Source organism: Stenomitos rutilans (genome assembly GCF_059505485.1).
Map to the genome: position 1 here is coordinate 1 of NZ_JCACKR010000167.1, position 12,000 is coordinate 12,000.

The 12,000-nt window shown below is 50.4% G+C and carries 11 protein-coding genes; 5 read left to right on the top strand and 6 right to left on the bottom strand.

Features of this window, described 5'->3' with window-relative positions; all coding sequences use genetic code 11:
* Positions 1 to 58: 58 nt before the first annotated feature.
* The 3 genes from AC5JLP_RS33535 to AC5JLP_RS33545 all read right to left on the bottom strand — a co-directional run bounded on the left by AC5JLP_RS33535 (position 59) and on the right by AC5JLP_RS33545 (position 5,053).
* On the bottom strand, positions 59 to 694 hold the full coding sequence (locus AC5JLP_RS33535; RefSeq protein WP_496072219.1) for a vWA domain-containing protein: 636 nt from the start codon (positions 692 to 694) through the stop codon (positions 59 to 61).
* A gap of 447 nt (positions 695 to 1,141) precedes the next feature.
* Entirely contained in the window at positions 1,142 to 2,746 is a 1,605-nt protein-coding gene (gene ndhD1, locus AC5JLP_RS33540) for a photosynthetic/respiratory NAD(P)H-quinone oxidoreductase subunit D1 (RefSeq protein ID WP_496072220.1), read from the bottom strand.
* Between the two features lie 225 nt (positions 2,747 to 2,971).
* Positions 2,972 to 5,053 carry an NAD(P)H-quinone oxidoreductase subunit 5 gene (locus AC5JLP_RS33545; protein ID WP_496072221.1) on the bottom strand — a complete coding sequence of 694 codons (2,082 nt, stop codon included), beginning with the start codon at positions 5,051 to 5,053 and terminating at the stop codon, positions 2,972 to 2,974.
* 644 nt (positions 5,054 to 5,697) lie between these two features.
* On the opposite strand from AC5JLP_RS33545, the gene AC5JLP_RS33550 reads away from it, so the two are divergent.
* The 5 genes from AC5JLP_RS33550 (at position 5,698) to biuH (ending at position 9,512) form a co-directional block, all read left to right on the top strand.
* On the top strand, positions 5,698 to 5,961 hold the full coding sequence (locus tag AC5JLP_RS33550) for a hypothetical protein (RefSeq protein WP_496072222.1): 264 nt from the start codon (positions 5,698 to 5,700) through the stop codon (positions 5,959 to 5,961).
* A gap of 182 nt (positions 5,962 to 6,143) precedes the next feature.
* Complete coding sequence (locus AC5JLP_RS33555) at positions 6,144 to 6,350, top strand: hypothetical protein (protein ID WP_496072223.1); 207 nt, start codon at positions 6,144 to 6,146, stop codon at positions 6,348 to 6,350.
* Positions 6,351 to 6,959: 609 nt separating this feature from the next.
* Positions 6,960 to 7,424 (top strand): DUF4168 domain-containing protein, encoded by a 465-nt coding sequence (locus tag AC5JLP_RS33560; protein ID WP_496072224.1) that lies wholly within the window; start codon positions 6,960 to 6,962, stop codon positions 7,422 to 7,424.
* Between the two features lie 242 nt (positions 7,425 to 7,666).
* Positions 7,667 to 8,686, top strand: a complete 1,020-nt coding sequence (locus AC5JLP_RS33565; RefSeq protein WP_496072225.1) for a formamidase — start codon at positions 7,667 to 7,669, stop codon at positions 8,684 to 8,686.
* 130 nt (positions 8,687 to 8,816) lie between these two features.
* On the top strand, positions 8,817 to 9,512 hold the full coding sequence (biuH, locus tag AC5JLP_RS33570; protein WP_496072226.1) for a biuret amidohydrolase: 696 nt from the start codon (positions 8,817 to 8,819) through the stop codon (positions 9,510 to 9,512).
* Between the two features lie 79 nt (positions 9,513 to 9,591).
* Here biuH and AC5JLP_RS33575 read toward each other — a convergent pair whose 3' ends face one another.
* The 3 genes from AC5JLP_RS33575 to AC5JLP_RS33585 form a co-directional block, all read right to left on the bottom strand.
* Positions 9,592 to 9,897, bottom strand: coding sequence for a hypothetical protein (locus tag AC5JLP_RS33575; RefSeq protein ID WP_496072227.1), 306 nt, complete (start codon positions 9,895 to 9,897; stop codon positions 9,592 to 9,594).
* Between the two features lie 307 nt (positions 9,898 to 10,204).
* Positions 10,205 to 10,594, bottom strand: coding sequence for a Tse2 family ADP-ribosyltransferase toxin (locus AC5JLP_RS33580; protein WP_496072228.1), 390 nt, complete (start codon positions 10,592 to 10,594; stop codon positions 10,205 to 10,207).
* Between the two features lie 66 nt (positions 10,595 to 10,660).
* Positions 10,661 to 11,659, bottom strand: coding sequence for a DnaJ C-terminal domain-containing protein (locus tag AC5JLP_RS33585; RefSeq protein WP_496072229.1), 999 nt, complete (start codon positions 11,657 to 11,659; stop codon positions 10,661 to 10,663).
* Positions 11,660 to 12,000: the final 341 nt, after the last annotated feature.

Genomic DNA, 12,000 nt, shown 5'->3' on the forward strand with positions numbered 1-12,000 from the left:
CAAAGGCTTACCAGCACTGCCTCCAGCGATCTTTTGACCTCGTCGAACTGACGTTAAATTAACGACGCACGATATCCAGCAGAAATTCTGTGAGGCAACGTTCTCCAATCGTTTCTAGAACGCGAGTATTCACAATATCGAACTTCGCCCCCGCGTTGGTCAGCAAGTCTTCATCCAGAGCCGTCAAAAAGCCTCTGGCGATCAGGTCATCGCCAATCTGAGCAAAGCCAATCCCAAGCTCCTGGTCTCGATCCATCTTCTGCGTTGCATGCACGATCGCTCTAGCAATCGCCATGCGATCGTGCGGTTCCCCATCAATCAGCACAATAATGATTTCGCCATTTGCTTTGGTTTGCCCCACTGCCTTCTGTGCAAAATAGTCATCTAACGCGGCTTGCAGACCATCCAACAAATTCAAGCTATCCGGTGGATAATTCGCTTCAAACAGGGACTCCAACTTGTCGGGAGTCACCTTCCTGGACTGCTTGAACGAGTCAGATGCCTCTTGCCGCGAGGAAATGTAGAGAGTAATACCGTCGGGATCAAGCTCCTCGCATTTTTTCACGAGCGCCATTACGGCATCATGGGCAGCAACCCAACTAGTAGTAAACCCTGGCGACGTGGGCGTAACGCTAGAGGCTGTCTTAGCAGCAATGACAGTGTAGTCACGATTTTCTAGCAGTGGCTCAACCATAAAATAGCGCTCTCTTCACACAGGCTAGTAGATTGCCAGCTTTAAGGAATGGGTGGCTGAGGGATTATGCTGAACGACTTATTGACGTCTCCACTCCCTCCCATAAGTTTGATCTTGATCAGCCACTAGTCTTAATGTCTGCCATCTTGGAGAAAGTATGTCGGGTCGGCAAGAAGCAGGCAGTTCTTTTAGTAAGAATTCGTGGGTCAAAGATGTCATAAAAGAAGCATATGGTACATCTGTCATATGACATCGAAAACATCTTAAGGTAAACGGCGACTGAGGCTGAGCCTCTACTGCCTGACAGCCTCTTAAGTTTGATGCCTTCGTATTCTAGGCAATTATTTAGCAATTCATTAAAAATCTCTGGCTTGAGATCTTGATCGATCCTCGTAGCCAGAGATTGATTCAGTCACGTCGAAGTTTTTTAGAAGACAGCCTTACTGCTTACGAGAGACGCTCAAGAACAGGTGCTTTCAGTAGCTTCGGCTGAAGCGATTGAAGTACTCCTGCTTCAACTGGAGTCGTCTGCGCGAGAGATGGCACCTGCTCCCGAAGCCGAGCCGTTACTTGCTGGGTCTTCGCGTCATAGATCTGAGTGAGCAGTTTAGGATACAGGCCAATCCCAATGATAGGGATTAACAGCGCTGCAATGATAAATACCTCACGCGGTTCTGCATCTGCCAGCACTTCGTGGGAGGTAAGCGTTTTATTTTCAGGTCCGTAAAAGATCTCGCGTAGCATCGACAGTAGATAAATGGGGGTAAGAATCACACCGACCGCTGCCAGTAAGACCACAAGCACCTTAAATGGTGGTGCGTAAGCATCGCTCGTGGCAAACCCAACAAACACCATGAGTTCTGCTACAAAACCACTCATACCGGGCAACGCTAGGGATGCGAGTGAACAGGCGGTAAACATGGAGAAAATTCTGGGCATTTTTTGACCGACCCCACCCATTTCGTCCAGCATCAGCGTATGGGTGCGATCGTACGTTGCGCCCACCAGGAAGAACAAGCTAGCACCAATCAAACCATGAGACACCATCTGCAGTACGGCCCCACTCAAACCCAAATCGGTAAAAGACGCGATCCCCAGTAGTACAAAGCCCATGTGAGAAATTGAAGAATAGGCAATTTTACGCTTCAAATTGCGTTGTGCAAACGAGGTGAGCGCAGCATAAATAATGTTGACGACACCTAAAATAATCAGTGCTGGTGCAACGGTAGCGTGAGCCGCAGGGAGCATCTCTGCATTCATGCGAATCAGCGCATAGCCGCCCATTTTTAGCAGAATGCCTGCCAGCAACATATGTACAGGAGCCGTCGCCTCGCCGTGTGCATCGGGTAGCCAGGTGTGCAGTGGGATAATGGGTAACTTCACTGCGTATGCAATCAAAAAGCCCGTATACAGCCAAAGTTGAAGCTTCAGAGGAAAGTCTTTTTGCATCAGCGACTGCATATCAAACGTTACGGTATCGCCATAAAACGCCATCGCTAAAGCAGACAGGAGAATAAATAGCGATCCTCCGGCGGTATACAAGATAAATTTAGTCGCCGCGTACTGACGCTTCTTACCACCCCAAATTGATAGCAGCAAATAAATGGGGATCAGTTCCAGCTCCCATGAGAGGAAAAACAACAGCATATCCTGTACGGCGAAGACCGCAATCTGTCCGCCATACATGGTTAACAGCAAGAAGTAGAACAAGCGTGGCTTTAAGGTTACAGGCCAGGCAGCCAGCGTTGCCAGCGTGGTAATGAACCCCGTCAGTAAGATCAGCGGCATCGAAAGCCCATCCGCCCCAACTGACCATCTCAGATCAAGCTGAGGTACCCAGGTGTAGCTCTCGAAAAGCTGCATCTTTGAGCTAGAAAAGTCGTAGTAGCTGTAAAAGGCATATACCAGCAGCGCAAAGTCGATCAGCCCAATGACAAGGGCATACCACCGAATCGTCTTACCGTCTTTATCGGGGATAAACGGAATCAGCAGCGAGGCTGCGATCGGGAACAGGATGCTAGTGGTGAGCCAGGGAAAATGAGCAGTAAGCATCAGTAACCAGTGAGTAGTTTTTTGTGATTAGCTATTAGCGGTTCGTTGCCAAAGCAGATGCTCAAGCAATTCATTTCAGGCGGCTACAGCAATGAAGCCTGCTTTTATACTTAGCTCAAGCACTAGCGATCTAAAGCCCTGCCCAGTTGTTGCTAGCGTTGCGCGGTTAGCTGCAAGAAAATTGTATCTGCCTCTCACAACGAACCACGAACAACTAACAACTTCTTAAGCTATGCCTGAGAAAATCACCAACCCCAGTACCGCTGCAAAGACAATCAGCGCGTAGAACTGAGCACGCCCGTTTTCAAAGTACTTCAGCACTTCCCCCGTGAACAGAGTGACTAGACCTGCCAAGTTAACCACCCCATCGACAACCTTGGAGTCCACCTCTAGAACCTGCCGTGCCAACCGACGACTGCCCACTACAAACACGTCGTAGTAGATATCGTCGATATACCATTTGTTCTTAGAGAGCTGGTATAGCGCTGGGATCTTAGCCGCGATCGCCGCTGGATCAATCTTCTTCTGCGCGTACATCAAAATTGCCAGAGAGATACCAATGAGCGAAATCCCAACAGAGCTACCTGCCATCACGAAAAATTCGCCCAGATTCTCGCCGCCTTCTGCCGCTAGCTCTAACGCTTCGCCTGGAGGATGAATGAAGGCTTCAAAGTAGTTGGCAAAGGGTGTACCGACCAACCCGATCAAGATCGACGGTACTGCCAGGACAACCAGCGGCAGAGTCATAGTGAAGGGAGATTCATGGGGAAACTCGCTGTGATGCTCGTCGTGACCGTGACTTTCTTCAGCGTGACTGTGAGCAGTCTCCAGCGTTAGCTCTTGGGGATTCATCGCACCTGGCCCGATCGAGGCTCCTTGCAATTGCAATTGTTCGACCTTAATCGTTTGGCGCATGAACGGATCATTCCCCCGGAAACCACCTTCAAACGTGGAGAGGTACATGCGGAACATGTAGAAAGCTGTGATCCCTGCTGTCAGGTAGCCCACACCCCAAAGCACTGGATTGGCAGCAAACGCATTCCCCAAAATCTCATCTTTTGACCAGAAGCCTGCAAAGGGTGGAATGCCCGAAATCGCTAGCGTCCCAATCAAGAACGTGATAGCCGTGTAGGGCATATACTTCCGCAGTCCACCCATGAGCCGCATATCTTGAGCATAGGCTGGGTTGTGTCCAACCACATGCTCCATCCCATGAATGACCGAGCCAGAACCCAGAAAGAGCATTGCCTTAAAGTAAGCGTGCGTCATCAGGTGGAACATCCCCGCACTGTAGGAACCAACGCCCATCGCCATGACCATATAGCCTAGCTGGGACATCGTGGAGTAGGCCAACCCTTTCTTAATATCGTTCTGAGTAATGGCGATCGACGCGCCGAGAAAGGCGGTAAAAGCACCCGTATAGGCAATGACATCCATCACCACCGGGATGCCTTCAAACACCGGAAACATGCGGGCGATTAAGAAAACGCCTGCGGCTACCATCGTTGCAGCGTGAATGAGCGCCGAAATCGGGGTTGGCCCCTCCATCGCATCGGGCAGCCAAACGTGGAGCGGAAACTGAGCTGATTTTGCAACAGGCCCCAAAAAGACCAGAATGGCAAACAAAGCGGCAAGTCCACCACTCAACGCGCCTGTCTGTACCAGGTCTTGAAGGCGTTCTCCGATCGTCGCAAAGTCGAAGCTACGCGTTGACCAGTAAAGCCCCAAAATACCCAATAGCAGGCCAAAGTCACCGACCCGGTTAGTCACAAATGCTTTTTGGCAGGCATCAGCCGCCGCTTTGCGATCGAACCAGAAGCCGATCAGCAAGTAGGAACACATCCCTACGAGTTCCCAGAAGATGTAGACCTGTACCAGATTCGGGCTGACGACTAGCCCCAGCATCGAAGCGCTGAATAAACTTAAATAAGCATAAAAGCGTACATAGCTAGGATCATGCGCCATGTAGCCATCGGTATAAATCATGACGAGGAAGGCAACCGTAGTCACAATGACCAACATCAAAGCCGTGAGGTGGTCGATCGTGTACCCCATGCTGAGATGAAAGTCGCCTGCTGATGCCCACTCAATCATCCGTGTGTAAGGAGCATGACCACTAAACTGACTCCAAAGCAGCGCCAAAGAAAAGACCAGTGCTGCGCCGATCAGCGAAACGATAAAAACTGAATTAACATGCCGTAGCTGATTCGTCGTTTTGTTAAAGGAGATCAGACCCAAGCCGACAATCATCGCACCAGCCAGCGGCAGGACTGGAATCAGCCAGGCGTACTGATAAATCGCTTCCATTGCTCATGCCTATGGTTAATGTTCTTCGTTAGGTGGTCGTGAAAACCGTTTACATTGTGACACACGCGATACAGGAAACTGTCAGGTACGAACACAACATTCTGGGGTTTCTGCGGTTTAGCATTCCCCAAATCTGAAGCGGCTGCATCTGTAAAAAGGTGAGGTCTATCTAGGATTTATAGCGAAAACGCTCTTCTTGTAGAAGCACTAAGCTCCTACAAGAAGAGCCAATTTCAGGCATTCTTAAAGATTAGCCCACTCGCTGTTACGCCTAGCACAGCTTCGCTCAATCAGGGTTGTATCCCTTCCAAGAGCCGCATAGTCACCCCAGTCATCAGCGTCTTTCACGGCTGCAAAGGCAGTTGTTTTCCCTTTGACGAGCAGTCAAAAGTTTGATTAGAAAAGGTGACCTTAAGGCTTTCCGCAGATTAGAAAGTTAACGCACCAGCCTTAGCAAGGTGCTAGAGCGCGTCACCAATTAAGCTCAAAAACCTTGTCTGTCAGCCTTACCGCGCCCGTCCTCACAAACAAGGCTAGGGGCTGGAACCCTTGCTGCAAGTTATGTGTATGAGTCATCGACGACAGCCCCTAGCACAAGCTGCATAAGTGTCCGATGAATAGCTTATACAGGGTTAACTCACATCTTGCATCATGCTCAAGAAGCCGTATTTCAGGCATGGCTGGCGATCGCCTTGCCCCACACTGAACTCAAAGTCATGCCTACCCTACGGGAAGCTAAAGCTACGGAAACACGATGCGAACGGGCTAACAACGGAAAGCCCGTTATAGGCTCCGCCTTCCCGAAGGGTAGAGGACTGAAAGCGACTGGCAAACCGTTTGAACGGGTTTCGCACCGTCAGCCCTGCACTTTAGTGCTATGCATTATGCAGAAGTGGGTAGCAGTGTAGCGGGATAGGGTTTTTAGCGTCTGGTTGCGAGAAGAGAGTGAGCCATGACGAGCGAGCAGGATGAAAAGGCTAGGCAGGATGGGACAAGCTAAGCAATCAGCGAGGCTAGCTTGGAAGATGTTCGACACGGGCAACACTGACGCTCCGTCTTGCGAACTCTGAGTACCTGTCCCAACCAAAGCGTGTCACAAGCGAGCGCCAATCGGATTGAAGCTCAGAGTCTCTACCGATTTTGGTTCAATCCGCGCGTCAAGGCTCCCCAAAGGCTCGCCAGCCCACGAGCAGGCGTGCGGCAACAGGTGCGTCGCCATCCGGTGGTCTTATCGCTGCAAGATACCACGGCTTTAAACTTTGGCACCAACCGCAACCTAAACAACCGGGCTAGGTAGCTGCAGGGACAGCGCTCAGACAGCACCGGGCGTAAAAACCCTCTGGCGAAGCATGGGCAAGTTGCATCATTTGATGCAGGGGTGCAACTGCCGACCAAAACCTCAGCCCAGGGCCGTTTCCTCCGGCTGTTGCGTAAGCCATAGCCTTTGAGTGCAGGGCCGATGAGCAACGGAGCGGACAGCCTTGCAAAACTTTTGTCTGTCAATCAGCCTGTAACTATGGGGCACTTGAAAAATTTACCTGCGTCAGTACGACTAAGACTGCTTCCTGCCGTACCATAAGTTGCAATGGAATGGACTGCCTTTGCTCAGTCATTGCGATTAGCTGTTTATGCGACGCAAATTCAAGTTACAGGCTTGTGACTGTAAGGGCTAGGGCATACTGCATCGGTTCGCTATCCATCATCGAAGGTGGTGGAATCGATCGGTCACATGGCAAGAGCAATAGGAGGTTGGCGAGACAATCCATTGCGTTGTGTCACCGTTTGCCTCATCTCAAGCCGCTAATTTTCTAAATCCTTACAGATTACTGGAACTTATCGCGTCTAAAATAATTCAAAGCTTATTGAAACCTCTAGTGTGCTAGTTTTTGCAGTGTCACACACAACTATGATGCAACGTTCTGTCAGCCTTTTGCGACCCTCTTTTAATGCTGCTACACAGATTTTTGTGGTTGGCGCTCTTTCAACGATGGGCTTATTGGTCAGCTATGCTCCACTTTTGATGCAGCAGTCTCCCTTCATAGGGGTTGCTTATGCCCAATCCAGCTCCACTCAGGTGAGTCAGTATGCCCGTGCTGCGTTTTATATTGAGCAGCAGCGCCAGCAAGACTACGCTGAAGCGAAAAAAATCATGGGTGGTAATGTCCCAGAGGATGTTTGCCGACAGCAAAACATTCCATCGGCTGTTCATGATATCTGTGGTCGCTTTCTGAAGCGTTCTGCCGAGATTATTAAAGACAGTGGCTTAACCATCTCTCAATTTAACGAACTGACTCGCCGTAAAGAGGGTGATCCGGCGCTTCAGCAGCAGATTCAGAGCGAGTTGCTCAAACTACAAAAGTCTGCACCTTGAGATGGGACAGTCAGATGTGCACCGATCGCGATGGAATTGGTGCCCTAAAGCAACTAAAAAGTGCTGCTTGATACTCATTGAGTGTCCATGATTCTGTAAATCCTTATTAAAAGCGCAGTTATGTGCTGGCGTTAGACCGCTGAGTTGGACGATCGCGTTGCTTTACAGCACGGTCGTCTCACGTCTAAACTCCAGATGGTATAGCTCTGCTATCCCTACCACGCAACCAGTAGGAGGTTTACATGAGTGGACTTGGCGGCTTAAATAAGTCCCCCGATGGGGTTGTACTCGGTCTAGTGCAATTGCAACTGCCCAACGTCGTCACCCCTGATGACTTGTCAGCCCAGACAGAGCGCATCGTGTACATGGTTGGTAAGGCACGGCGCAATATGCCTACGATGGATCTGGTCGTTTTCCCAGAGTATGCCCTTCATGGCCTCTCAATGGATACCAATCCAGAGATTATGTGCCGTCTGGATGGCCCCGAAGTGCAAGCCTTTAGCGCTGCCTGCCAAGAGCATAAAATTTGGGGTTGTTTCTCTATCATGGAGTACAACCCTCACGGCAGCCCTTACAACAGCGGCATCATTCTCGACGACAAGGGTGAACTAAAGCTCTACTACCGCAAGCTCCATCCCTGGGTGCCTGTAGAACCCTGGGAACCCGGCAATTTAGGGATTCCGGTTTGCGAAGGGCCGAACGGTAGCACGCTGGCTCTCATCATTTGCCACGATGGCATGTTCCCTGAAATGGCACGAGAATGTGCATACAAAGGGGCTGACATCATGCTGCGAACCGCAGGCTACACGGCTCCCATTCGGCACTCCTGGCAAATTACCAACCAGGCAAATGCCTTCTGTAATTTGATCTACACCGCATCGGTCTGTATGTGTGGCTCGGACGGCTCCTTTGACTCAATGGGCGAAGGGATGATCGTCAACTATGATGGCGTGCCGCTTGTGACGGGAAATGGTCGCCCGAATGAGATTATTACCGGAGAAGTGCGTCCTAAATTACTTCAGGAGGCCCGTCGCCACTGGTCAGTGGAAAACAATATCTACCAGTTTGGGCATCGTGGGTATGTCGCCGTGAAGGGGGGCGCTCAGGATTGCCCCTACACCTACATGCAAGATCTGGTCAACCACGCCTATCGCCTCCCCTGGGAAGATGAGGTGATTCATACAGACGGCACATCTTGTGGCTTTTCTGCGCCGACGCGATCGTACGAAGGTGTCCCTCTGAAAGATTCTGTTGTGAAATAGCGCTCCATCTTTGCTTGCGTCTTTGGTTCGATCGCGACTCATTCCTCTGTAGCAAAATGCCGTCAGCAGCTTAAAACGTCATTGCGGGCGGTACTGCTCTCTTTCCCAACCACCCTTTTGGAGACTCGTCATGGGCTGCTACGTGACCTCAGAGCCATATCTGTACCCGTTCAACGGCGATTTGCGTCCTGAAAACACGGTGTTTCTCATTATCGACATGCAAACCGATTTTTGCGGCATGGGTGGCTATGTGGATCAGATGGGCTACGATCTCTCGTTGACACGAGCACCGATCGCGCCCATCAAAGCGGTACTGGAGGTCATGCGAGCAAAAGGCTTTCACGTGATGCATACGCGCGAGGGGCATCGTCCTGATCTAGCGGATCTGCCAGAAAATAAACAGTGGCGATCGCGCCAGATCGGGGCAGGCATTGGCGACCCAGGCCCATGCGGTAAAGTGCTGGTGCGCGGGGAAGCGGGCTGGGAAATTATTCCCGAACTCGCTCCCTTACCCGGTGAACCGATCATCGATAAACCGGGCAAAGGCTCCTTTTATGCCACCGATTTAGATTTGCTGCTCAGACGTCTGGGTATCCAAAACATTCTGCTAGCAGGCATTACCACCGATGTTTGCGTCCACACCACCATGCGCGATGCCAACGATCGTGGCTACGAATGTCTCTTGCTTTCTGATTGCACCGCTGCCACTGACCACAGCAACCACTTAGCTGCCCTCCACATGGTCAAAATGCAGGGCGGCGTGTTTGGTGCGATAGCAGATTCTAAGGCGCTTCTGGAGGCGATCCCTTGGGATGAGCCGTGCTGATAACCTGAACTATCTAACACATAATCGCTCAGTGGTTGGCTACCTCGATTTGTTATGCCGCGTCAAAATCAGACTGTATTCAGCTTGCCAGCAACAATTCGTTCAGCTTGTTCTTCAGGCTTGGGGATGTCATGAGCGGATTGTAAATTTCACCTTCGTAAGGCAGCCAGATATAGCCGGGACTGAAGGTTCGATAAGCTGAAGACAACTGTAATTGTTGCCCAACCTCTGTGGCTAAAACTAAGCCTGGAATGGACAACTCAGAAGTATCCTCCAATAACTCGCTGTAAGTCCTGAACTCATCAACTTCGACCCCAACTAAGGCATAACGAAATGCGATCGCTGATCGTAAGTGCTGATAGAAGAAAATTCCCAACTCTGTCATTAGATAGGCACTTTCAGGAGACTCAATTCCAATCTCACTAGTATTGTTGGGGCAGACTCGGCACCACCTAGTTTTCGTCACTATCTTGAAAGATATCCGCTCTGCATTGACAGTGGCGACCATTTGAGAGTGTCCAGGTTACTCCATCAAAATGTTGAGCAAACAGCTTCGCTTTGCTTCCATCTGAGCCGCATTCTGCTGACAGACTAAATATCCATACCATCGAATAGGCTCCAAGTATTGATATCAGATTACTCAACCTTTTCCCATTCGTTTTGAGTATTTGCTAATGCTGCTTCATATTTCTCTAAAAGCATTGTAACGCTTGGCAAAATGCTAACGTGTGAGGGCTATCCTGAACCGCTTCCAGATCATCGGTAAGCTTGTTGTCATCAATTTGCCAAAGTAGATCTCGACTCGTACCGCCAAATTTGACAGGTTTACGAAACGCTGGCAAACCTTCGATCGTCAGTGAGACAGACATTCCTTTGCCATTTTTGAAGGCAACGGCTACAGTGTTCCCTTCATACTCCCGTTCAGCTTCCGGTCTCAAATAGCCTTGCTCATCTACACATCCAGAAGGCATCTGCTCGATATCAATGTCAACGTTAGGTCTGACTCCTAACAGCCGGGCACTTCGTCCAATCTTGGGTTTGCCGTTTTGCTCAACCATGCCGCGGTAGTAGAGTTTCGCCATTCATTAACATCGATTCAGACCTACAGAATCATAATGCCACTGAGGGGGTAACGGCATAACGACTGTTTATAGCCGTACATTCTTCAAGTTACTGCGTGGATCAACGCTGCGAATGGAGCGAATTTTTTCGTAGTATTCGCGTTCGGTAGCGCTGATTTCTTTAGGGGTGGCGATGACAACCTTCACCATTTGATCGGTACGATCGCCCTTCGGATTGCGCCAGCCTTTCCCCTTCAGCCGTAGCGATTGTCCAGAGCGAATGCCCGCCGGAACATTTACCGTGACGTTGCCATCCGGTGTCGGGACTTCGATCTGAGCGCCTAAAACGGCTTCATCAGGCGCGATCGCCACTTCACAGGTGAGATTATCGCCCTCAAACTGGAAGAACGGATGGGGTGCGATCGCCACCATGAGATACAAATCACCACGCTGTCCGGGAGTATAAGCGCTACTCCGACCTTTGCCCTTGACCCGAATGCGGCTACCCGGTTTCGCACCAGGCGGAATGCGTACCTCAAACTCTTCGTTGCCTAACATCAGCCGCTTCTGCGCCCCACGAAAAGCATCAGCCAGCGTCAACGTAATCGTGGCCTCCGCATCCAGTCCCCCACCTGTAGCGTCATACCCCGAAAAATCTCCAAACCCTCCAGGGGCACTTCTAGAGGTACGGGCACCTGTTCCAGCTCGACCAAAGCCGGGGTCACTGCCCATGCGTCCCAAGAGTTCGTTGATGAAGTCATCAAAGTTGCGGTACTGACCAAACTCAAAGTCATCAAAGTCAGGATTAGAGCCGCGCGGCTGAGTTCTAAAGGGCGACCCTCCTTGCCCTGCTTGTCTCCAATACTGACCAAACTGGTCGTACTTCTGTCGCTTCTCTGGATCTGACAAAACCTCGTATGCTTCACTAACTTCTTTAAAGCTGGCTTCAGCCGCTTTATCGCCGGGGTTCATATCCGGGTGATATTTTCGCGCGAGCTTACGATAAGCTTTTTTCAGCTCATCAGCACTGACAGTTTTATTCACTCCCAAAATGGCGTAATAATCTTTGAAGTCAGTTGCAGCCATTAATGCCTCTCCTCCGAGGATTCAGCGTCTTTCTCTTAAAACATGCCCGCATTGTCTTGCAGGTACGACAGCCTAGACAGCGCTTGCAGTAGAGGATGAACCCTTAGCGTTTCCTCTACTCTACACCCCGCATCCAAAGCAGGCTTACAACGTTGCCGTTGTCTTCATGCCTAATCTATCAAAAATGCTGCTTTCAGTGAGTTCGGCTCTTGCAAAGCCTCAAGGTGCAATTGCCGTACTTTGCGTTCAGTCTTTATCCATAGGACTTACGCAAAGGTTACTGGAATTCGCCCCCTAGCCCCCAAGTTTGGGCAGGGTGGTTTCATACAAGCAAAAGAAAA

Excerpts from the sequence above, each read along its gene's own strand:
- ndhD1 (WP_496072220.1), bottom strand. The coding sequence starts at position 2,746 with ATGCTTACTGCTCATTTTCCCTGGCTCACCACTAGCATCCTGTTCCCG.
- biuH (WP_496072226.1), top strand. The coding sequence starts at position 8,817 with ATGGGCTGCTACGTGACCTCAGAGCCATATCTGTACCCGTTCAACGGC.
- AC5JLP_RS33535 (WP_496072219.1), bottom strand. The coding sequence starts at position 694 with ATGGTTGAGCCACTGCTAGAAAATCGTGACTACACTGTCATTGCTGCT.
- AC5JLP_RS33565 (WP_496072225.1), top strand. The coding sequence starts at position 7,667 with ATGAGTGGACTTGGCGGCTTAAATAAGTCCCCCGATGGGGTTGTACTC.
- AC5JLP_RS33575 (WP_496072227.1), bottom strand. The coding sequence starts at position 9,897 with ATGACAGAGTTGGGAATTTTCTTCTATCAGCACTTACGATCAGCGATC.
- AC5JLP_RS33545 (WP_496072221.1), bottom strand. The coding sequence starts at position 5,053 with ATGGAAGCGATTTATCAGTACGCCTGGCTGATTCCAGTCCTGCCGCTG.
- AC5JLP_RS33560 (WP_496072224.1), top strand. The coding sequence starts at position 6,960 with ATGATGCAACGTTCTGTCAGCCTTTTGCGACCCTCTTTTAATGCTGCT.
- AC5JLP_RS33585 (WP_496072229.1), bottom strand. The coding sequence starts at position 11,659 with ATGGCTGCAACTGACTTCAAAGATTATTACGCCATTTTGGGAGTGAAT.
- AC5JLP_RS33580 (WP_496072228.1), bottom strand. The coding sequence starts at position 10,594 with ATGGCGAAACTCTACTACCGCGGCATGGTTGAGCAAAACGGCAAACCC.